This is a genomic window from Kitasatospora sp. NPDC127111 (genome assembly GCF_042677465.1).
Classification (GTDB): Bacteria; Actinomycetota; Actinomycetes; order Streptomycetales; family Streptomycetaceae; genus Kitasatospora.
Genome location: NZ_JBHXTG010000010.1, coordinates 79,143 through 99,794 on the forward strand (window position 1 = coordinate 79,143; position 20,652 = coordinate 99,794).

Consider the following 20,652-nt stretch of genomic DNA (forward strand, 5'->3'; position numbering starts at 1 on the left):
CGCCATCCGCGCTTCACCCCCACACCGACAGGCCGGTCACGACACCGGTGGGGCCGGTGTCGCCTGGGTCAGGGTCGGTGATCGAGGCGTTGCATGGCCGCGGCGGCGTCCTGGACGGTGGGGAAGACGCGCAGGTGTTGTTCGCAGCCCGTCAGTTTCAGGATGCGGGCCAGGGCCGGTCCGGGGTTGATGACCGCCAGTGGCAGCCGCCGGCTGAGGTGGAGGAGGAAGCCGAGGCCGGCGGCGTCGCACAGGTGCACGTCATGGAGGTCCAGGCAGAGCAGGGACGGCCGCTCGGCCGCTGCGGCCTCGAGTGCCGGCTTCACCGTGGGCAGGGTCTCCAGGTGCAGGTCTCCGGTGATGCGGCACACGAGCGCTCCGCCCGCCCGGTGGGTGTCCACCTTCAGGTGCGCGACGGGCGCCGATCCGTCCGGCGACGCGTGGGTCATGTCGCCCTCCAGCCTGGCGACGCCGCCGTGCCGGCGGCGGAGGCCGCGAAGACCGGCGGCCACCTCCTCACCGTAACGCCGGTCAGAAGGGATGGCCGTTCCGCACCGCTCGCCTCCGGCCGGCAGCTGATCCGAGCGGTCAAGACCGCCTGAACGCCGGGGCCAGGGGTCGTCATCCCAGCCTGTCCGGGTTCGAACGGCGGCTTCGGCGTCGGGGAAATCGTCATAGGCGGTCAGAACGGCCCCGAAGGCGCGGCCGCCGCGTCCAGGGCACGCCAGTGGAGAACCGGTGCGTGACGGACGCCACCGAAGTGTGGCGGCTGCAGATCGAGGGCGAGGCAGCGACCGGCTGTCCGCCCCCGCGGACTGCACCGCGCACCGCGGGACACCCCTGCCTGCACGCCGTTCCGATGCCGTGAACCCGCCACATCGCCGGTGCCCGCGGGTGCCGGCCCAAGCGGCGCGGCCCCTGTCGCTCGGCCGGACTCCGTGTGGATGCGACTGCGCGGGGTAGGAGAGGGTTGAACCGGTTCCGTCACCGTGGCGGACCGGATGCCCGTCGGCTGTCGCCGCACTGTCCCCCCGCCCGTTTGCGCGGGGTTCGATGCCCCGGCCCACCTCTGACGGTGGAGCCTTCGGTGGGCTCGGAGCAGTGCCGTGACCACATACCGAGAACACGCAGACGTGTGTTCGGAGCCGGACCTGAGGATCGCGATCACCCGCAAGGGCACCGCCGTGGTGTGCTCCCTGGCCGGGGACGTGCACATCGACAACGAAGAACTGGTCCGGGACGCCCTGGCCCGGGTACTGGACCAGGCGCCGGCCCTGCTCACCGTGGATCTGTCCGCCGTCACCCTGCTCACCTCCAGCGGCCTGAACGCCCTGCTCACCGCTCGCCGGCGCGCGAACACCGGCGGCGTCCCGATGGTCCTGGCGGCGCCCAGTCCGATGGCGCGGCGCGTCCTGCGGATCACCGAGACCGATCTCGTCCTCCCCGTCTACCCGTCCCTGGAACGCGCGGCGCGCCATCACAGGCCCTCACCCACGGTGTAGGGCGCGTCCAGCTGGGCACACGACGGGGTCGAACCCCGATCGGCTTCTGCACGGAAGTTCTCATGCCCGGACCGCTGGCTGCCCCCGCCTTCCACGACCGTCTGGGCTTCCCCTCGGGCAGCACGCAGTGCTCGCGCCGCGGCCTGGCGTTCATCCGGTCGAGGTTGGCGCTCTGGGGGACCGACGCGGACACCACCGCCACCGACGACGCACTGCTGGTGACGGCCGAACTGCTCTCCAACGCCGCCCATCACGCCGGCGGCCCGCTCGCCCTGGACCTCCAGCTCGACCCCGACCGGCAGACCTTGCGGATCGCCGTCACCGACGCCGTGTCCGACCCGCCACGGATGCGGCACCCGGCGGCGGACCAGCCCCACGGCCGCGGCCTGCGCATCGTCGACCGGCTCGCCAGCGCCTGGGGCACCATCCCCGCCGGAGCGGGAAAAACCGTCTGGGCGGAGCTCAGACTCCCCCCGGCGGACTTCCCCCGGCGCCACACCACCCTGACCCCGCCGGACGGGCACCGGCCGCCGCGAAGATGACCCCGCGTTGTGGCGGCTACCGCCCACGGCCTGGTCCTGGAGCTGCTCGCCGGCCCGCTGCCCGCCATCGACGAGCCGTCCGGCCGGCGTGAGGCCGACCGAGGTCAGGCGTTGCGCTCCTTGGCTGGGAGGTGAAGCGTCAGCGCGCGCGGACCCCGTCGATGGCCAGGTCGAGCAGCCGGTCGGCCTCGACCGGGCCGTCGGGGTCCCCCTCGGTGGCCGAAGCGATGGCGCCGACCAGTTTGAGCAGGTGGGTGATGGTGACGTCGGGGCGTACGGCGTTCACGTGGCGGGCGCGGCCGAGGAGTTCGTCGCCGGCGCTGGTGATCATCGCGTGGCAGGTGCTTCCCAGCGTGGGGCCGCCGTCGCGGGTGCCGTGCATCACTGAAGCCCCCAAGCCCCGGTTGGTCACGGCGTGTGCGCCGACGGTGCGGAGCCAGCTGACGAGTGCGGCTCCGGGATCGGGGTCGGACAGCAGGTCACGCGCTTTGACGCACAGGGCGTCCACCCGGCCCTTGAAGACGGCTTCCAGGAGCAATTGCCGGGAGGGGAAGTGCCGGTGGAGCGTGGCCGAGCCGACTCCGGCGTGCCGGGCGATCTCCTCCAGTGAGGCTTCGACACCGTGTTCGGCGACGAGGCTCTCGGCCGCGGCCAGGATCCGGTCGTAGTTGCGGCGCGCGTCGGCACGCATCGGCCGCGAAGCCGGGTCAGCTGCGCTCTTGGGCACGGAATCTCCTGACGACTTGCTAACTGGGGTGGCCCTCCATATCGTATCGCCCGATAACCGGAGGGCCACCCCAGTTATGGGCGCGGACCCTCGTCGGCATGCGACATGGGGAGACTCGTGGAACCGACAGGAAAGACCGTCGTGGTGGTGGGGGCGACCGGCCTGCAGATCATGGCCGTGGACGACGTCGGCTTCGTCGCCGCGCTGGCCTTCTCCCGGCCCGAAGACTGGATCGGCCGCGAAATCGCCCTCGCGGGAGACGAACTCACGCCGGTCCAGATCGCCGCGACCATCGAGAACGCGCTCGGGCGTCCGTTGCCGTACGCCCGGATCCCGATCGAAGAGATCCGGGCCTTCAACGAGGACTTCGCGTACGCCACCGAGTGGCTCAACGAACGCGGCTACCGCGCGGACATCACCGCGACCCGCCGTATCCACCCCGGAGCGATGAACTTCCCCACCTGGCTGGAACGCACCGGCGCCGCCCGGATCGCCGCCTTCCTGGCCACCCAGCCCACCGCAGGGCAGCACGCATGAACGGGCGCGAGCCCGACCTCGGGCGCATCGGGATCTGGGCGGGCGACCTCGACACCTACCCCGCGGCAGGACTTCGCGAGGCCGCGGCCGCAGTTGAGGACCTCGGCTACGGCACCCTGTGGTTCGCCGAGACCACCGGGCGGGAGGCCATGGCACAGGCCGCGATCCTGCTGGCCGCCACTCGGCGGATCACCGTGGCCGTCGGCATGGCCGACATCTATGCGCGCGACGCGGTGACGACCGCCGCCGCCCACCGAACCCTGGGGGAGGCGTTCCCCGGGCGATTCCTGCTGGGGCTGTGGGAGAGCCACCCCAGTCTCGCCGAGGACGTCCGCGGTCGCCGCTTCGAGCCGCCGCCCGCCGCGATGCGCGCCTACCTCGACACGCTGGACGCCGCCCCGTTCGGTCCGCCGGGCACGACAGCCTCGCAGTACCGCCTGGTCGCGGCCCTGGACCCGGACATGCTCACGCTTGCCGCCGAACGCGCTTGGGGCGCCACCGTGTTGGGCATGCCCGTCGAATACACACGAACGGCGAGGACAGCGCTCGGGCCCGACGCACTCCTGGCCGTGACCCAACTGTGCGTCCTGAGTGACGACCGCTCACGGACTGCCGAACTGGCGACAGCCACCACCGCGGCAGCCCTGCCCAATCGGCGCGCGCTGTTGCACGACCTGGGGTACGAGGACGTGGACGCGCTCGACGACCGGCTCGTGGACGCCCTTGTGGCCCACGGCGATGCCGAGGACGTCGCCCGCCGCGTCCGCGAACACCTCGACGCCGGAGCCGACCATGTCAGCCTCCACCTCCTGACCCCCACGCCGGGCATCGTCCCCATCCGCCAGTGGGAGCGCATGGCCACCCACCTGCTGCCCTGACCGGATCCATCGACGTGGGAGCCGCAGCAGGACCGCGGCTCCCACCGGTCTGACTGCCCGGCGGTGTGCTTCTCCTCCTCGGCGTCCGGATGGCCGTCGAGGGCTGAGAAGGCCGCTCAGCCCTGGGGCAGGTCAAGCAGGCCGCTTGACCTGCGCCGGCTTCGTCGATCGGGTGGGCGCCTGGTCGGGTGGGCGGGACGCCTGGGTGTCGGCCTCGTTGGCGGGCCTCCGGCCGCTCCGCCGCACGCCGGGCGACCTTGTCAGGCACCCCAGCCGTAGGCATCGTCCGTCCCGAGCTCCCGCCAGATCTTCGGCTCGATCTGCTCCGTCACGCCAGCCGCTTCGAACATCGGCCGAATCTCGGACGCTTGCTCCTGGAAGAACGACTCGAAACTCTCCCGATCGGGCCACTCGTCCAGCACCAGCACGCTGCCGCCATCCTCGGATCCGTAGAACCGATGCGCAATCAGGCCGTGGGCCTTCGCTGCTTCGAGGACACCGTGGAACGTCTTCGCGTGCTGCCGGGCGTACTGCTCCAACGCCGTCGCGTCGCCGGCGACCTGCAGCGTCAAGATCACAGACATGGCTACTCCTTCTCGGTGGGCTTGAACCGGAATATTCCCAGACAAACGCCCCGGATTAGAGTGAACACGCTCAGGCGGTCCGGGCCCACCGCAGCCGCGCCAACTGCGTCTGCCGGTCGTGGCGGATCTGCTGTTCAGGGCGAGCAGTTCGGTTGGCGCTCCCGAACGTCGCGTCAGGCCTGAGTCGTCTCACCGCCGTCGACGGCCCGCGCGGCAACCACCCGCCGGGGGGCGGATGCACCCAAGCGAGGTAACGGTCGACACGCCGTCGTGATCCGGGCGGTCGAGATCGCCTGAACGCCGGGGCCAGGGGCCGTCACCCCAGCCTCTCCGGGCTCGGCGGTGTGCGCCATCCGCGGGGTGGTTGCCACCTGTCCGCCCTGCAGTGCGACGGCGAGGAGCAGGGCGGTCACGGTGGCGAGCCGTTTGAGGCCTGCTGTCCGGGGGCAGCGGGACGGGCTGTCGGTGAGCGCGTGTTCCGTCGCCGTCGCCGGGGCGGCCCTGTCGGGTTACGGCAGGGTCCACTTCTGGTTGGTGCCGCCGTTGCAGGTCCACACGACGAGCTGGGTGCCGTCCGTGGTGCTGGCGGCCGGGTCGTCGAGGCAGAGGCCGGACTGGACGCCCTTGAGGCTCCCGTCGGTCTGCGGGGTCCACTGCTGGTTGGTGCCGCCGTTGCAGGTCCACAGGTCGACGGGGGTGCCGTTGGTGGTGCCCTGGCCGACCACGTCGAGGCACTTGCCGCCGTGCAGCAGGGTGCCGTTGTCCCAGGTCCACACCTGGGCCGGGTCGGCGCCGCTGCAGCTCCAGATGATGGCCTTGGTGCCGTCGGCGGAGGAGTTGCCGAAGGCGTCGAGGCACTTGCCGGTCACGCCGGACGGGACCTGGCCGGTGAAGGAGCTGCTGCCGGTGCCCGGAGTCAGGGCGAAGTTGTCGAACTGCTGGGTCTGGTAGCCGGTCAGGGCCAGGCCGGCCATGCCGGAGGTGAAGGAGTGGTCGGTGACCGTGCCGACCGTCTGCCCGTCGATCGCGGCGGTCAGGGTCGAGCCCTGCATGGTGAGCGCCAGGTGGTGCCAGGTGTTCAGGCCGGGCGCGGTGACGGTGCCGGCGGCGAGGGTGGTGAAGTTCCAGGTGAGGTCGCTCTTCAGGATCGCCCAGGCGCCCGTGTCGCTCAGTCGCAGGTGGTAGGCGTTGAGACCGTTGTCGTTGCGGCCCTGCTGGTTGACGCGGCCCAGGACCTCGGTGGACCCCGGCTGCTCGAAGAGGGTGTCGACGGCGGCGGTGTAATTGACCCAGCTCAGGTCGCCCACGATGGTGTAGGGCGCCTTGTTCGGCTCGTCGGTCCAGTGGATCGGGGCGGTGGGGGCCATCTGGCGCAGGCAGGCGCCGGTGCGGCCGCCGCCGCAGCCGCCGGTCTGGAAGGCGCCGTTCATGTCCGAGAAGTACTTCGGCGAGGCGGTGGCGGCCGGAGTGTCGAAGTCGTCCGCGTAGGGCAGGTTCAGCGGGGCGGGCGCCGGCGGGGTGGCGGTGCCCTTGCCCTGGCCGGTGGTGGTGGTCACCGTGTACACGTGGCCGGGCTGGAGGGTGAGGCTGTACGAGCCGTTGACGGGCGTGACGTCCTGCTGGTGGACGAAGTCGTCGGCGGCGCTCGCGGTGGAGAGGTCGGTCGACCAGACGTGCACCTGGGCGGTGCTCAGTCCGCCGGCGACCGTGAAGGTGGCGGTCTGCGCCGCGGTGGCGTCGATGGTCTCGATGACGGTGGAGTAGTCGGTGTTGTTCGTCGACTTCAGCGCGACGTAGCTGCCGTTCGTCCGGTTCCCGCCCAGGTAGCCGACCGCCGTGTCGAGGTACCTCCAGCCGGGCTGGGTGAACTGGGTGGTGTGCGCGGTGACCCAGGTGGTCTGGCCGATCGAGTAGTTGCCGGACCAGGGCTGCGCCGCGAGCGAGAGCCCGTCGGTGGAGAAGAACAGGTTCTGGTACAGCGCCGCGATGACCGGCCAGTTCATGAACGAGGTCATCTTGCCGTCGATGTAGTCGCGGTTGATCGCGCGCGCCACGGCCGGGGCGCCCGTGTTGTAGTCCTGCGATCCGCTCTCGCTGGCCCAGATCGGCTTGCCGAGCGCCTGTGCCGTCGCCGTGCTGGGGCAGTTGGTCATCGCGCCGAGGTAGCCGCACGGGTAGTGCATGCCGATGACGTCGATCGCGTTGTTCAGCGCCGGGTCGCCTGTCATCGCCGTGGCGAGGTTCCAGTCGTAGCTGTCCGCCGCGACGACCTTGGTGCTGCCGTGGCCCCCGGCGACAAGCGCGCTCTTCAGCTTCTTGTACCAGGGGGCGTCGTAATCGCGCTCGTTCCAGCCGCCGATGTAGTCGATCGACAGGTTGTGCTGGGCGGCGCAGCCGAACCAGCCGCCGATGTAGTCGATCATGTCCTGGGACCAGAAGTACGGCTGGCCGGGGGCCGGGTTGGCGGGGTCGTTGACGCCGATCCAGCCCGGCGCGCCCCAGGCGAGGCCGTAGAGCTTGATGTTCGGGTTGCGGGCCTTGGCCTGTTCGGCGAGCCACCACTCGTAGCCCTGGTTGCAGTCGACCGCGCCCTTGGTGTGCTGGTAGCTGGGCTCGGCGCCGTCGGTGGAGTTGGTGTCGCCGCCGATCTCGATCTTCAGCGACTGGAGGGCGGCACCGTAGCCCGGCTTGAAGAGGTAGTCCAGCAGCCGGCTGCGCTGCGGCTCGGGGTAGTCGATCAGGAGGCGGGAGTTGCCGCCGCCGCCGCTGGCGGCTCCGACGCCGTCGAAGACCCGACCGGTCTTGGTGCCGTCCACCGTGATCGAGGTGCTCACCGGGGCGGCGGTGGCGGCCGCGGCAGGGGTGGCGGCTTCGGCCGGGGTGACGGCCTGTCCGGCGACGAGTGCGCAGGACAGCAGGAGTGAGGCGGCAACGGCCGCCTTTCTGAGGGTGCGTCCGGGGATGGCCGGGACGCGGAGGGAACCGCGCATGGGGGAGTTGCCTTTCGTGCGACGCCGGAACGGCGTACCGCATACCGCGTCTGCGGCTGGGTGGGAGGCCACGATCAATCACAAATCAACGAATACGACCAGAAGCGCACAGTAGGGTGACGGTGGGTCGACGGTCAATGGGTCGGTCCCACGGATTCCGCCGGACAACTCGAATACTCAGTCTTTCGGCCGGATCACGACCGGTCCGGGAGAGTCGGCGAGTCGATCGCGTCGGCCACGGACTTCCGGGTGGTGCGGAGTTTTCTGAGGACACTCGCCACGTGGTTCTCGACAGTCCTGGGGGACAGTCGGAGCGCGGTGGCGATCTCCTGGTTGGAGGCGCTGCTCGCCAGTAGCTCGGCGACCTGCCGCTCCCGCGGGGAGAGCCGGTCGCCGTAGCCCCGTCGGCCGGGCGAGGGTGCGCGGGAGAGGCCCAGCTCGTGGGCCAGCCGCCGGGAGCGGGCCAGGTCGCCGGTGGCGCCGAGGCGCGCGTACGCGTCGGTGGAGTCGGCGAGAGCGGCCGTCGCCGCGGGATCGCCGGAGCGGGCCAGGGCGAGACCGGCCCGCTCCAGGGCCCGGGCGGCGTCGTACGGCCGGCCGATGGCCTGCCAGGCCGCGTGGGCGGCGGTGAAGTGCTCGGCCGCGGGGCCAGGCTCGGCGTCCAGCAGCACATGGCCCTGGGCGAGACGCAGCTCGGCGGTGGCGGCCGGGGCGTCCCGGTCGCGCAGCTCCTGCTCCGCCTCCTCGGCGAGACGCTCGGCGAAGGCCCGGTCGCCGCAGGCCAGCGCGGCCTCCACCGCCGACGGGAGCAGGCCGGACGCCCGTGGCCAGGCAGTGCCCCGGCGCAGCAGGGCCACCGCGGGACCGGCCGCCGTCATGGCATCCCGCGCGGCGCCCCGGGCGAGCCGGACCGAGGCCAGCCCCGCGGCCGCCCGCAGGATCGGCGCAAGGTCGGGTGAGGCTTGCGCCCTCGCCGCGGCGAGGGTGAAGTGGTGCAGGGCGCGGCCGGTCCGGCCGCGCGCCGCCGACAGCAGGCCCAGCGCCAGCGAGCGCTCCACCTCGGACGAGGCGAGCTCGGGGCGGTCGACGGCCGGCGCGTCGAAGCGTTCTTCCAGGCCGTCCCACCGGCCCGCGAGGAGGTCGAGACGAAGCAGGCTCAGCCTGCCGCGGAGCGCGAGCGCCGGAAGGCCGGCTTGCTCGGCCAGGCGGACGCTCTCGGCCAGCAGTGCGGCCGCGCGCCGGTCGTGCCCGAGGGCCGCCGCGCCCTCGCCCGTGCGGTGCAGGGCCCGCGCGGACTGGCCGAGCGCTTCGATGTCCTGCGGGTCGCGGGGGAGCAGGTCGAGCAGCGGCCACCCGGACGGATCGCCGTCGTGGCAGAGCAGGGTCAGGCGGGTGGTGCGCAGCGCCGCGCGCAGGGAGTCCTCGGATCCGTCCGCCACCGCGGACTCGGCGCGCGCCAGCCACTCGCGGGCCCTGGCCGGCGGCTCGGCCTCGTCCAGGGCGAGGGCGAGCGCGGCCCGGGCGGCCTGCTCCGGCCGATCGGCCAGCTCGTCCACCGCCTGGACCAGCTCGGCGAAGCCGGCCCGGTCCGCCGCCTGGTTGAGCAGCACCAGGCCGAGGGCGAGGCGGATCGAGCCCCGGGAGGCCGGGGACAGCCCGGGCAGCTCCAGGACGGATCGCAGCTGGGCGGTGTCGGCCGCACCCCCGAGGCCGTCGCCCGTGCACCGGGCCAGCGCGAGCGCGGCCCGCTCGCGGCGATCGGGCTCCAGGGCGGGCTGGTCGAGGATCCCGCGCAGCAGCGTCGTGGCGGCCTCGCGGTCGCCGGCCGCGGCCGCCCGCTCGGCCGCCTCCTCGGTCCGGTGCAGCCACTCGTCCCGCTCGCCCAGGGCCAGCGCGTGCCGGGCGATCAGGGCGAGCGGGGTGGGCGACTGCCGCTCCAGCGCGGCGACGGCGCGCCGGTGCAGGCGGAGCCGTCGGGGGAGCGGCACCTGCTGGTACGCGGCCCGCCCGGCGAGTGCGTGGCGGAACGCGTAGTGGTTGCCGTCGCGCTCGTGCAGCAGGGAGCTGCGGAGGGCCTCCACGAGTCCGAGGCCGCCTGCGTCGGCTTCCAGTCCGGAGACCTCGACGAGGAGGGGTTCCTCGGCGGGGCCCGCGAGGACGGCCGCCGCTTTGACGATCGCGGCGCCGGCGGGGGAGAGTGCGGAGATCCGCTCGGCGACGGCGTCGCGGAACCCCCCCGGGGACGGCGGCGCCGCGCAGGCGGAGCGCGCCGTCCTCCGGACCGGTGGCAGCGCAGGGCCACTCGGACGGGGAGCCGGCGGGTGTGCTCTCGGCCAGCAGCGCGAGGTCTTCCTCGGCCACGAGCGGCAGGCCCTGGCTGCGCTCGCGCAGGGCTGCGACGAGCGACGGGGCCGGCGGTCTGCCGAGCGCCGCCTGGGCAAGCTCCCGGAGGCCGTGAGCGGTCAGCGGGGCGAGGCGGATCGTCAGCCCGCCGGCGGCGGGTGGGTGGCGGAAGGCGGACCCGAGCGGGAAGCGGCCGGGCGGAACGTCCTCGGGCCGGTAGGTGAGCACCAGGCCCAGCCGGTCCGGGAGGTCCCGGGCGAGGAGCAGGAGCAGGTCACGGCAGGCGTCGTCGACCCACTGCAGGTCCTCGACCACCAGGACCGCCGACCCGAGCAGACCGAGCAGGGCGCGTACCGCCGAGAGCACCTCGGCAGGTGCCGGACGCCGCTCGCGGGCACCGGGGGTCGGGGGCGGCAGCCGGTCGGCCAGGCCGGGAAGCAGGGGGCCGAGCGGGCCGACCGCCGCCGGGAGGGCGGTGTCGCCGAGCCAGGGCCCGGCCTTGTGGAGGGCGTCGGCCAGCGGCCCGTACGGGAACGGTTCGGGCAGCGGCTGGCAGAAACCGGTGAGGACCGGCCGGCCCTCGGCGCGGATCACGGCGGCCGCCTCCGCGACCAGCCGCGACTTGCCGATCCCCGTCTCGCCCTCGACCAGGACCACTGCCGGTGGCCGACGGAGTGCGGGGAGCAGGCGGTCCAGCTCGCCGCCACGGCCGACGAGCGGGTACCTGCCGATCGCGACCGGTCCGCCCGCGCCGAGCAGTCGCGTCACGAGGTCCGCCTCTCGGGCACCGGGGTGGGGTTGCGGGGGTCCACTGTCGGCCACCGGAGCCGGGGAATCATCCGGATCCCGTCGGCCTCGAATACCTAATCAATGGACACCCATTCAATGGGTAGTCCTTATCGTGAGTATTCCCGGATTACCCGACGACGGGAGCCGGATAATCCTCCGGAGGTGGTGTCGGTAACAAAGGGATATCGGCCGCGGTTCGCATGTTTCAGGCTCTTGACGGGGAGGTCGGCAGGCCGTTTTGCTGTGCTGCGTCGCGTTTGAAAGTGATGAGATCTGATCGGTTCTGTTGCATCCGGTCGGTCTCGCTCGCCCACCCAGGAGCCGCCCCCATGTCCCCCGTCCGCGCCCGTCTGCTCCCCGCCGCCGTCCTCGGCCTGTCCACCGTCCTCGCCCTCACCGCCTGCTCCACCGGCCGGACCTCCGGCGGTGGCGACACCCAGGCCGCACCCGTCAGCGGGAAGATCTCCCTGACCTACCTCCAGAAGCAGGGCGACCAGGAGTACTTCGTCGGCGAGGCCGCCGGGGCCAAGGCGAAGGCCGCCGAGCTCGGCATCGACCTGAAGGTGGTCAACCTCGGCAGCGACGCCAACAAGACGGTCAGTGAGGTGCAGGCCGCCATCGCGCAGAAGTCCAACGGCCTGATCGTCGTGGTGCCGGACCCGGCGGTCGGCCCGCAGGTCGTCCAGATGGCCCGGGACGCCAAGGTCGCGCTGCTGACCTCGGACGACCAGGTCTGCGCCACCGGTCCCGCTCCCTCGTCGTGTGCCAAGGGCGACCTGGTGCCGCGGATCGGCTTCAGCGGTGAGCAGATGGGCGGCGAGGTCGGCAAGCGGGCCGCCGAGGAGTTCCAGAAGGCCGGCTGGAACCCCGCCGACACCCGGATCATCTCCGCCTGGAAGCAGGACGTCACCGTCTGCGGCGACCGGGTCAAGGCGGCGAAGGCCGCGTTCAGCTCCGCCGTCCAGGGCGTGCAGAACATCGACGTCGCCACCGACAACACCCCGACCGGCGCCCAGGACAAGGTCGCCGCCACGGTCACCGCCAACCCCGGCGTCAAGCACTGGGTGGTCTGGGGCTGCAACGACGAGAACGTCCAGGGCGGCGTCACCGCGCTGCAGAACGCCGGCGTCAGCCCCGACGACATCGACGGTGTCGGCCTCGGCGCGTACCTGGCCTGCAAGGAGTGGAAGTCCGGCAAGCCCTCCGGCATGAAGGCCGCGCTGTTCATCAACGGGAAGGACGTCGGCGCCCTCTCGGTCCAGACCCTCTTCGAGAAGCTCAGGAACGGCACGGACATGCCCGCCGAGGCCTTCGCCCCGACCAAGATGGTCGACGCCGCCACCTGGCAGGCCGCCGGCGTCACCTGCGGCTGACGCACCCACGGGCCGGTGCGGCCCTCGTCACACCCCTGGACCGCCGCACCGGCCCCCGCCCTCTCCCACCCGTACCGCACCGTCAGTTGAGGCCACGATGACCACACCCAGCCGTTCGCCCGCCGCGCCGACCGGCCTGACGGCCGAGAACATCGGCAAGAGCTTCGGAACCGTCCAGGCGCTGCACGGCGTCGACCTGACCTTCCCGCCGGGGCGGGTCACCGCCCTGATGGGCGAGAACGGCGCCGGGAAGTCGACCCTGCTGCGCATCCTGACCGGCGACCACCGGCCCAGCGAGGGCCGGATCCTGTTCGACGGCGAGCCCCTTGACCTCAACTCGCCGATCGACGCCCGCCGGGCCGGGATCCGGATCATCCCGCAGGAGCCGGAGATCATCCCGCACGTCTCGGTCGCCGAGAACGTCTACGCCGGTTCGCTGCCGCGCCGCTCCGGCCGCCGGCTGGACCGCGCCGAGCTCCGCCGCCGGATCACCGCCGACCTGGACCGCCTCGGCTTCGCCAAGATCCTCGACCCCGACCTTCTCGGCTCCGAACTCACCGCAGCGCAACGTCAGTTGGTCGAGATCCTGCGCGCCCTCACCGGTGCGGTGCCGCCCCGCGCGATCGCCTTCGACGAGCCCACCTCCTCGCTGTCCGAGCACGAGGTCGAGGCCCTGTTCGCCCTGATCCGGCGACTGCGCGCGCAGGACATCGCGGTCGTCTACGTCTCCCACCGGATGAAGGAGATCTTCCAGCTCGCCGACCGGATCGCGGTGCTGCGCGACGGCCGGCTCGCCGGCGTGGTCGACGCCGCCGGGACCGACGAGGGCGAACTGGTCCGGCTCATGGTCGGCCGCGACCTGTCGTCCCTGTTCGTCCGGCAGAACGTCGCGACCGACCGGGTGGTGCTCGACGTGGACCGGCTCAGCACCGACGACGTCCACGACGTGTCGCTCACCGTCCACGCCGGCGAGGTCGTCGCCCTGGCCGGCCTGATCGGCGCCGGACGCTCCGAACTCGCCCTCGCGCTGGCCGGAGACGCGCCGGTCCGCTCCGGCACCGTCACCCTCTCCGGCCGGAACCTGCGCCCGGGCAGTCCGCAGCGGGCGATCAGGGCCGGCATCGGCCTCGCCCCGGAGGAGCGCAAGGCGCAGGCCCTGTTCCTGCACCGCACGATCCGTGACAACACCACACTGGTCAGCCTCGAACGACTGCGCCGCCGGCGCTTCGTCAGACTCCGGGAGGAGAAGGACCTCGCTCAGCGCTACGCCGACCGGCTGCGGGTACGCGCCCCCTCGATCGAGACCGAGGTGCGCACCCTGTCCGGCGGCAACCAGCAGAAGGTGGTCCTCGCCCGCTGGCTCGCCCGCAAGCCCGACCTGCTGATCCTCGACGAGCCCACCCGCGGCGTCGACATCGGCGCCAAGGCCGAGATCTACCGGATCATCGCCGACCTCGCCCGCGAGGGCGTCGCGGTGCTGGTCATCTCCTCCGAACTGCCCGAGGTCCTCGGCCTCGCCGACCGCGTCCTGGTCATGCAGAACGGCCGCGTCACCGGCGAGTTGAACCGTGGCGAGGCCTCCGAGGAGGCCATCCTCGCCCTCGCCATGGCCGACGACCTGGCCACCGACTCCCGAACCGACTCCCACGCCAGCACCGGAGCAACGCCATGACCATCAGCACCGCCCCCACCGCAGCCCCGAAGCCGCCCACCCGCGGCCCACGCGCGCTGCTCGGCTCCGTCGGCGGCCAGAACCTCAGCCTGATCGGCGCGCTCGCCCTCGTCGTCGTGCTGTTCGGCTCGCTCAACCCCAACTTCCTCGGCTGGGACAACATCCAGGTGATCGCCGAAGCGGCCACCATCGCCGGGCTGCTGGCCGTGGTGCAGACCGTGGTGATCATCTGCGGCGGCCTGGACATCTCGGTCGGCTCGCAGGCCGGCCTCGCCTCCGTGGTCAGCGCCATGGTGTTCACCGCGGCCGGCTCCAGCGCCCCGGCCGGCATCGGCGGAGCGCTCGCCATCGGCGCGGTGGTCGGCCTGCTCAACGGCGCCGTCATCATCTACGGCCGGGTCAACCCCACCATCGCCACCCTGGCCGGCCTCGCCGCCTACAAGGGCGTCGCCCAACTGGTCTCCGACGGACGGGCCCAGGGCTACGTCCTCAACGACCCGGTGTTCGTCTTCCTCAGCCGGGGCAAGATCGCCGGCCTCCCCACCATGGTCTGGATCCTGATCCTGGTCGCGGCCGCCGTGCACCTGCTGCTGAAGTACACCGACATCGGCCGCAACATCTACGCCATCGGCGGCAACGACACCGCCGCCCGCCTGGCCGGCATCAACCTCAACAAGTACCTGATCGCCGCCTACGCGCTCAGCGGCACCGTCGCCGCGCTGGCCGGCGTCCTGCTCACCGCCCGCACCGGCAGCGGTCAGCCCGTCTCCGGCAGCGAGGGCCTGGAACTCCAGTCGATCACCGCCGCGGCGCTCGGCGGCTGCGCCCTCAAGGGCGGCAAGGGAGGCATCGGCGGCACCCTGCTCGCGGTCGCCCTGCTCGGCGCCCTGCAGAACGGCCTCACCGTCCAGGGCATCAACTCCTTCTGGCAGAACGTCGCCCAGGGTGCCCTGCTGGTCGCGGCCGTCGTCATCCAGCAGCGCCGGAGCCGCGAGCGCGCCGTCGGACTGCCCGCCTGACCGCCTGGCAGCATCGACTCCCGGTGCAGGACGGTCAGAGGGTCCAGCCTGCACCGGGCTCCACGGCGGCGGCGCGCCGAATCCCCCCGCTCGCGCCGCCGCAGCTTCTCCGTACCGGCCGCCGCCCGATCCCCGGGCGGCGGCCTGCCCTGCGCAGTGCTCACCCGCCGTCGGACCCGCCCGGGTAGACGCTCGCCACCTGCCGCCGTGCGGTGCCGAGCTTCTTCAGTACCTTGGCGACGTGGTTCTCCACCGTCCGTGGCGACAGGTACAGGCTCTCGGCGATCAGCTTGTTGGACGCACCTGCCGCGAGGAGCTCGGCGACCTGGTGCTCACGGGGTGAGAGGACGTCGCCGTACCCCCGCCGTCCGGGGCCCCGGCGGGGCGGGCCGAGCCCGCTCATGCCTCGCCCGCAGCGCGCCGCGTCGGCGTCGGCCCCGAGACCGTTGAAGAGGGTCAGCGCCTCGGTGAACGGGATGAGCGCCGCCGCACCCGGTCCGGTCCGCCGCAGCGCGCCGCCCTGCCGCTCAAGGGCGCGCGCCGTCTCGTACGGGCGCCCGATCTCCTGCCAGCTGCGCGCCGCCTCGGCGAAGTGCCCGGCGGCAGCCTCTGGGGCGGCGTCCAGGAGCAGCAGGCCGTGGGCGGACTCGAGGTCGGCGCGGGCCGCCGGTGCGTCGCACCCGCGCAGACCGCGCTCGACCGCGGCGGCCAGCTGTTCGGCGGTGTCGCGCCGGCCGCAGGCGAGGGCCGCCTCGACCGCGACCGGCAGCAGGCCGGCCGCTCGGGGCCACGCGGCAGTACGCCGCGCGGTGCCCACGGCCCTCTCGGCAACCGACCAGGCGCGCGCGGCGTCGCCCTCGGCGAGGTGGAGGGAGCCGAGGCCGACGGCGGCCCGCAGCTCGATGCCCACCAGCAACTGGTCGGTGCCTATCCGGGAGGCCTCGCCGAACAGCTCGAACGCCCGGGCAGCCTGGCCTCGGGCAGCGGCGAGGGTCCCGGACAGGACAGCCCGATCGGCGCGAGGACTTCGCGCGGTGGGGTACTCGGCGACGTAAGCATCGAGTCGTTCCTCGAGCCCGCCCCATTCGCCGGCCAGGGCACCCAGCCGCAGCAGCGTGCCACGTGCCAGGAACATCACGATCGGGCTCCCCGCACGTGCGGCGACCTGACCGGCCTCCGCCGTCAGCGCGGCGGCCCGCCGGTCGTGGCCCAGGTAGGCGGCGGTGTCGGCGACGTTCTGCAGGGCGCGGGCGGTCTGCATGAGAAGCGCGCGGTCGTCCGTGCGGTGGGGCAGCCGCTCGACCATGCCCCAGACCGCCGGATCCCCCTGGCAGGTCATCAGAGTCAGCCGCGTGGCATGAACGGCGGCTTGCACCGCCCCGCTACCGCAGGCGAGGGCGGCCTCCTCGGCGCGCGCCAGCCAGGCACGGGTGTACTCGGGGCCCTCGGCCTCCTTGAGCGCCAACGCGACCATGGCCCGCACGGCCCGCTCGGGCCGCCGGGCCGCCAACTCCCCGGCAGCCCGCTCCACCTCGTCGAACCCGGCAGGGTCGGCGTGCTCGTTCAGCATGCCCAGGCCCAGACCGAGCCGGATCTCGCCCCGGACCTCCTCCGACAGCCCGGGGTCGTCGAGGAGCCGGCGCAGCAGCCGGGCGTCGGTCTGGAAGTCGACGCCGCTGGCGGCGATCCCGGCCAGCGCCAGGGCCGCCCGGGCACGCCCTTCGTCATCGAGTTCGGGCCGAGCGAGCAGACGGCGCAGCAGCGAGGCGGCGGTGCCGTTGTCACGCACGGCGATCGCCTGATCGGCGGCCTGCTGTGCCCGGAGCAGCCAGCCGGCCAGGTCGCCGGACGCCAGAGTGTGGTGGGCGATCTGCACCAGCGGGGCGGGAGTCATCGCCGTCAAAACCTCGACGGCCCGCCGGTGCAGCCGGACCCGCACGGGAGCGGGGATGTGCCGGTGGACGACATGCTGTGCGAGCACGTGCCGGAACTCGTACCTGCTCCGGTCCGCCTCGCGCAGCAGGGACGTCCGGAGCAGCTCGACCAGCGCGTCGGCGCTGTGCTCCGCGCTCACCCCGGCGAGCGCCGTCAGCAGTTCCTCCGACGCGGGGACCGCGAGCACGGCCGCCGCGTCGGCGATCGCGGCGGCCTCCGGCGACAGCCTGCCCAGCCGCTCGACGACCGTCTCGCGGAGCCCGCGCGGCACACCTGCCGCCTGCAGCCGAGCCGTCGCCTCGGCGAAGCCGTGGGTTCCGCTCTGTTCGGCGAGGGTGATCAGGTCCTCCTCGGCGATCAGCGGCAGGCCGTCGCTGCGCCGGTACAGGGCAGCGCCGAGGTCCGCGGTGGCCTCCGGGCCGAGGGCCGCGGCTGCCAGCTCCCGGACATCGGGCAACGACAGTGGGCCGAGCCGGATCACGGTGCCGCCGGTACCCGGCGGATGGCGGTAGGCCGCACCGAGCACGGCCCGGTCGGGCGGCAGGTCCTCGGGCCGGTAGGAGAGCACCAGAGCGAGCCGCGGCGGCAGGTCGCGGGCGAGCAGCAGGAGCAGCTCGCGGGTGGCTTCGTCCGCCCAGTGCAGGTCCTCGACGACCAACACCGTCGGCCCGAGTGCCGTCAGGAACGACCGTACGGCCTGGAGGAGCTGGAAACGCTGCGCGGACCCCTCCGCCCTCCGCAGCGGCGGGGGTGGGAGCCGGTCGGCCAGATCGGGCAGCAGCGGGCCCAGCGCGCCGGTGCTGGGCGGGAAGGCGGAGGCCTGTGCCAGGTCGGCCCTGCGCAGCGCGTCCACCACCGGCCCGTAGGGGAACGGCTCACGCAGCGGGTGGCAGAAGGAGGTCAGCAGCTGGCGCCGCTCCGGGCCCAGCGCAACGCAGGATTCGCGGATCAGCCGGGACTTGCCGATCCCGGCCTCGCCCTCGACCAGCACGACGGCAGGCGGCTGCCGCACGGCGGCGAGCAGCAGTCCGAGCTCGCGCCGCCGACCCGCCAACGGGAACTTTCCGCTCTGGCCGTCCATCCTGCCCCCGAGGGTCCCAACCACCCGATCACCACCTCGCGGCACCCTAGAGCGTAGGGCTGACCTGCGGCAATGTACGGAGACCCGGGAGGGCCCGAGCCGGCAGGGATCGGCACCGCCGCACACAGGTGCGCGAACGAGGCCTCGGACGTGAGGCGCTCTGGGTCGTCGCCGGCGGTGATGACGAAGTGGGCGGCCTTCACCACGCAGGCCTCGCCCCACGCCAATCCGCACTCCCCGTCCGCGACAGCGGCCCGAGCGCAGAGGGCCGGATGGCCGGCGACACGATCGGCGCGCCGCCGGCGATGGCCGGGCCGCCGCCGCCCGGTGATCAGCGCCCAGTACCGCGGCCGTCACGATCTCGACGGTGGACATCGCCGGCCGAACGACACCCGGGACTCCGCGAGCGAGGCCGGTGCCCGCCTCGCCCGAGCCGACGAGCCCTGCCTGTCGCCAGCCGCGCAAGGCGGAACTCCGCCTGCCACGCCCGACCGAAGGGGCCGGACACGCCCGGGTTCGTCGGCGATGCCCCGAGCGCGGCCTGAAAGGCGGTGGCGTCCGCCTGGGGCCGTCTTGTGCGGGAGGCGACATCCGGGGTAGGCGCTGGGCAAGAGGCTGGGCAAGAGGCAGGTTGATGGCGGCGAGGAGGGCGCCGTGGAGTGGTTCTCCGACGCGGACTACTGGCTGGGCAGGCTGCTGTTCCAGCGGGGTCTCGCCGTGGTCTACTGCGTGGCGTTCCTGAGCGTGGCAGGCCAGTTCCGCGGCCTCATCGGGCAGCGCGGTCTGCTTCCCGCATCGGAGTTCGTGGCGCGCGTGCCGTTCCTGAAAGCACCCAGCGTCTTCCACCTGCGCTGCTCGAACCGCTTCCTCGCCGCCGTCATCTGGACGGGCGTCGCTCTGTCGGCCGCCCTGGCGGCGGGCACAGGGGACGCCGTGCCGCTGTGGGCGTCCATGCTCCTGTGGCTGGCCACCTGGGCCGCGTATCTGTCGATCGTCAACGTCGGCCAGACGTGGTTCGCCTTCATGTGGGAATCGTTGCTGGTGGAGACCGGCTTCCTCGCGATCTTCCTCGGCAACGGGGACGTCGCCCCGCCGGTGGCGGTGCTGTGGCTGCTGCGCTGGCTGCTGTTCCGCCTGGAGGTCGGTGCCGGGCTGATCAAGTTGCGCGGCGATTCCTGCTGGCGCGATCTGACCTGCCTCTACTACCACCACGAGACCCAGCCCATGCCGGGACCGCTCAGCTGGTTCTTCCACCACCTGCCGAAGCCCGTCCACCGGCTGGAGGTCGCCGCGAACCACGTCGCTCAGCTGGTGGCGCCGTTCGCCCTCTTCGCGCCGCAGCCCGCGGCGAGCGCCGCCGCCGCCTTCATGATCGTCACTCAGCTGTGGCTCATCGCCTCCGGCAACTTCGCCTGGCTCAACTGGCTCGCCGTCGTGCTCGCCTTGTCCGTCCTCGGCACGGATGCCACCGCCCGCACCATCGGCCTGCCCACGGACCACCACTTCTCGGGCACGCCGATCTGGTACGAGGGACTCGTGCTGGCCGCCACCGTGCTGCTCGTGGCGCTCAGCTACTGGCCGGCCCGGAACCTGGTCTCCCGCCACCAGGTCATGAACGCCTCCTTCAACCCCCTGCATCTGGTCAACACCTACGGTGCCTTCGGCTCCATCGGCAGGGCCCGCTACGAGATCGTCGTCGAGGGCACCGACGACGGGGAGATCGGCGCGACGACGGTGTGGAAGGAGTACGCCTTCAAGGGGAAGCCGGGCGAGGTGCGCCGCCGGCCCCGGCAGATCGCGCCGTACCACCTGCGGCTGGACTGGCAGATGTGGTTCGCCGCCATCTCACCTGCCTACGCGGAACGGTGGTTCCCCCGGCTGCTGGCCGCTCTCCTCGACGACAACGCCGAGGTCCTCCGGCTGGTCGCCACCAACCCGTTCCCCGATCCCCCGCCGACCTTCCTCCGCGCCCGCCTCTACCGCTACCGCTTCACCGAATGGCGCGAGCTGCGCGCCACCGGTGCGTGGTGGCACCGCACTCTCCTGGGCGACTACGTCCCACCGGTCGCCCTGGCCGGCAAGGCCGGTACGGCCGATGATCGCCGCGTCGGCGAGGTCGACGGCCACCTCTGACGGGCGGGAGAGCGCGGACGGCACAGGAAGGTGCGCAGCGCCTCGGCCGTCACGATGTCGATCTCTCCACGGGCGGTCACCACCAGCTGATCGACCACGGCGACGCCCGGCCTGGATCAACCTCGGCAACCTCCACGCCGACCACGGCCCACCCGACCCGGCCCACGCCTCGGCCGCCGAATCGCGGTCCGCTTCCAGGTGATCTCAGTAGCCCTCCGGCTGCCCGCCACGGCCCTCCAGCCACGCCGGCACTGGCATCGCGTCGTGCACGACCGCCACTCCGCGTCCGTCATGTCGGAGAGATGACAGGGCTCGCGATCCGGACGGTCGCCGGCATTCCCGAACCGGTGAGCGAGGCAATCACACGACCGGGCGGCCGAGTCGGACTCCCACCGGCAAGACAGCGCAAGACGGCAACACAGGGCCTCCTGGGCATCGGGTTTCGACAATCCCGAGCTGACCAGGAGGCCCTGCCTTCATGCGCACAACGGCCGGAGATCACTCCACCGTGGCTCCTCGCTGGAACCGATGCCCACCGTGATCAGTG

At 72.8% G+C, this 20,652-nt stretch carries 14 protein-coding genes and 1 pseudogene; 8 read left to right on the plus strand and 7 right to left on the minus strand.

Annotated features, from left to right (window positions below; translation table 11 throughout):
• Positions 1–68: 68 nt before the first annotated feature.
• On the minus strand, positions 69–512 hold the full coding sequence (locus ACFVHB_RS09255) for an STAS domain-containing protein (RefSeq protein WP_380317580.1): 444 nt from the start codon (positions 510–512) through the stop codon (positions 69–71).
• Positions 513–1,133: 621 nt separating this feature from the next.
• On the opposite strand from ACFVHB_RS09255, the gene ACFVHB_RS09260 reads away from it, so the two are divergent.
• Positions 1,134–1,502: an STAS domain-containing protein gene (locus tag ACFVHB_RS09260; RefSeq protein ID WP_380317583.1), complete on the plus strand. Its 369-nt coding sequence runs from the start codon at positions 1,134–1,136 to the stop codon at positions 1,500–1,502.
• Between the two features lie 62 nt (positions 1,503–1,564).
• Positions 1,565–2,044, plus strand: coding sequence for an ATP-binding protein (locus ACFVHB_RS09265; protein ID WP_380317586.1), 480 nt, complete (start codon positions 1,565–1,567; stop codon positions 2,042–2,044).
• Positions 2,045–2,183: 139 nt separating this feature from the next.
• Here ACFVHB_RS09265 and ACFVHB_RS09270 read toward each other — a convergent pair whose 3' ends face one another.
• The gene (locus ACFVHB_RS09270; RefSeq protein WP_380317589.1) at positions 2,184–2,771 is read right to left on the minus strand and encodes a TetR/AcrR family transcriptional regulator; all 588 of its coding nucleotides are present in this window, start codon (positions 2,769–2,771) and stop codon (positions 2,184–2,186) included.
• Positions 2,772–2,888: 117 nt separating this feature from the next.
• Between ACFVHB_RS09270 and ACFVHB_RS09275 the strand changes: the two genes are divergently transcribed.
• Together ACFVHB_RS09275 and ACFVHB_RS09280 are read left to right on the plus strand one after the other, a co-directional pair.
• A complete protein-coding gene (locus tag ACFVHB_RS09275) occupies positions 2,889–3,308 on the plus strand; it encodes an NmrA family NAD(P)-binding protein (RefSeq protein WP_380317592.1) in 420 nt (139 codons plus the stop codon).
• Positions 3,305–4,186, plus strand: coding sequence for a TIGR03620 family F420-dependent LLM class oxidoreductase (locus ACFVHB_RS09280; protein WP_380317595.1), 882 nt, complete (start codon positions 3,305–3,307; stop codon positions 4,184–4,186). The genes ACFVHB_RS09275 and ACFVHB_RS09280 overlap by 4 nt, the downstream gene beginning before the upstream one ends.
• Before the next feature lie 260 nt (positions 4,187–4,446).
• Here ACFVHB_RS09280 and ACFVHB_RS09285 read toward each other — a convergent pair whose 3' ends face one another.
• From ACFVHB_RS09285 to ACFVHB_RS09300, 4 genes and pseudogenes are all read right to left on the minus strand, one after another.
• On the minus strand, positions 4,447–4,770 hold the full coding sequence (locus ACFVHB_RS09285) for a hypothetical protein (protein ID WP_380317598.1): 324 nt from the start codon (positions 4,768–4,770) through the stop codon (positions 4,447–4,449).
• A gap of 509 nt (positions 4,771–5,279) precedes the next feature.
• Entirely contained in the window at positions 5,280–7,760 is a 2,481-nt protein-coding gene (locus ACFVHB_RS09290) for a ricin-type beta-trefoil lectin domain protein (RefSeq protein WP_380317601.1), read from the minus strand.
• 194 nt (positions 7,761–7,954) lie between these two features.
• Entirely contained in the window at positions 7,955–9,841 is a 1,887-nt protein-coding gene (locus ACFVHB_RS09295; protein ID WP_380317604.1) for a LuxR C-terminal-related transcriptional regulator, read from the minus strand.
• A gap of 547 nt (positions 9,842–10,388) precedes the next feature.
• A pseudogene (locus ACFVHB_RS09300) lies at positions 10,389–10,925 on the minus strand (ATP-binding protein); the annotation flags it as partial.
• 296 nt (positions 10,926–11,221) lie between these two features.
• On the opposite strand from ACFVHB_RS09300, the gene ACFVHB_RS09305 reads away from it, so the two are divergent.
• From ACFVHB_RS09305 to ACFVHB_RS09315, 3 genes are all read left to right on the plus strand, one after another.
• A complete protein-coding gene (locus tag ACFVHB_RS09305; RefSeq protein ID WP_380317607.1) occupies positions 11,222–12,265 on the plus strand; it encodes a substrate-binding domain-containing protein in 1,044 nt (347 codons plus the stop codon).
• Between the two features lie 97 nt (positions 12,266–12,362).
• Positions 12,363–13,937 (plus strand): sugar ABC transporter ATP-binding protein, encoded by a 1,575-nt coding sequence (locus ACFVHB_RS09310; RefSeq protein ID WP_380317610.1) that lies wholly within the window; start codon positions 12,363–12,365, stop codon positions 13,935–13,937.
• Positions 13,934–14,956: an ABC transporter permease gene (locus ACFVHB_RS09315; RefSeq protein ID WP_380317613.1), complete on the plus strand. Its 1,023-nt coding sequence runs from the start codon at positions 13,934–13,936 to the stop codon at positions 14,954–14,956. Before ACFVHB_RS09310 ends, ACFVHB_RS09315 begins: the two co-directional genes overlap by 4 nt.
• Positions 14,957–15,116: 160 nt before the next feature.
• Here ACFVHB_RS09315 and ACFVHB_RS09320 read toward each other — a convergent pair whose 3' ends face one another.
• Positions 15,117–17,972: an AAA family ATPase gene (locus tag ACFVHB_RS09320; RefSeq protein WP_380317616.1), complete on the minus strand. Its 2,856-nt coding sequence runs from the start codon at positions 17,970–17,972 to the stop codon at positions 15,117–15,119.
• A 654-nt stretch (positions 17,973–18,626) separates the two neighbouring features.
• Here ACFVHB_RS09320 and ACFVHB_RS09325 point away from each other — a divergent pair.
• The gene (locus ACFVHB_RS09325; protein ID WP_380317619.1) at positions 18,627–20,105 is read left to right on the plus strand and encodes a lipase maturation factor family protein; all 1,479 of its coding nucleotides are present in this window, start codon (positions 18,627–18,629) and stop codon (positions 20,103–20,105) included.
• The last annotated feature ends 547 nt before the right edge of the window (positions 20,106–20,652 follow it).

Coding starts and splice junctions, on each gene's coding strand:
- ACFVHB_RS09265 (WP_380317586.1), top strand. CDS start 1,565: ATGCCCGGACCGCTGGCTGCCCCCGCCTTCCACGACCGTCTGGGCTTC.
- ACFVHB_RS09280 (WP_380317595.1), top strand. CDS start 3,305: ATGAACGGGCGCGAGCCCGACCTCGGGCGCATCGGGATCTGGGCGGGC.
- ACFVHB_RS09285 (WP_380317598.1), bottom strand. CDS start 4,770: ATGTCTGTGATCTTGACGCTGCAGGTCGCCGGCGACGCGACGGCGTTG.
- ACFVHB_RS09290 (WP_380317601.1), bottom strand. CDS start 7,760: ATGCGCGGTTCCCTCCGCGTCCCGGCCATCCCCGGACGCACCCTCAGA.
- ACFVHB_RS09305 (WP_380317607.1), top strand. CDS start 11,222: ATGTCCCCCGTCCGCGCCCGTCTGCTCCCCGCCGCCGTCCTCGGCCTG.
- ACFVHB_RS09310 (WP_380317610.1), top strand. CDS start 12,363: ATGACCACACCCAGCCGTTCGCCCGCCGCGCCGACCGGCCTGACGGCC.
- ACFVHB_RS09315 (WP_380317613.1), top strand. CDS start 13,934: ATGACCATCAGCACCGCCCCCACCGCAGCCCCGAAGCCGCCCACCCGC.
- ACFVHB_RS09320 (WP_380317616.1), bottom strand. CDS start 17,972: ATGGACGGCCAGAGCGGAAAGTTCCCGTTGGCGGGTCGGCGGCGCGAG.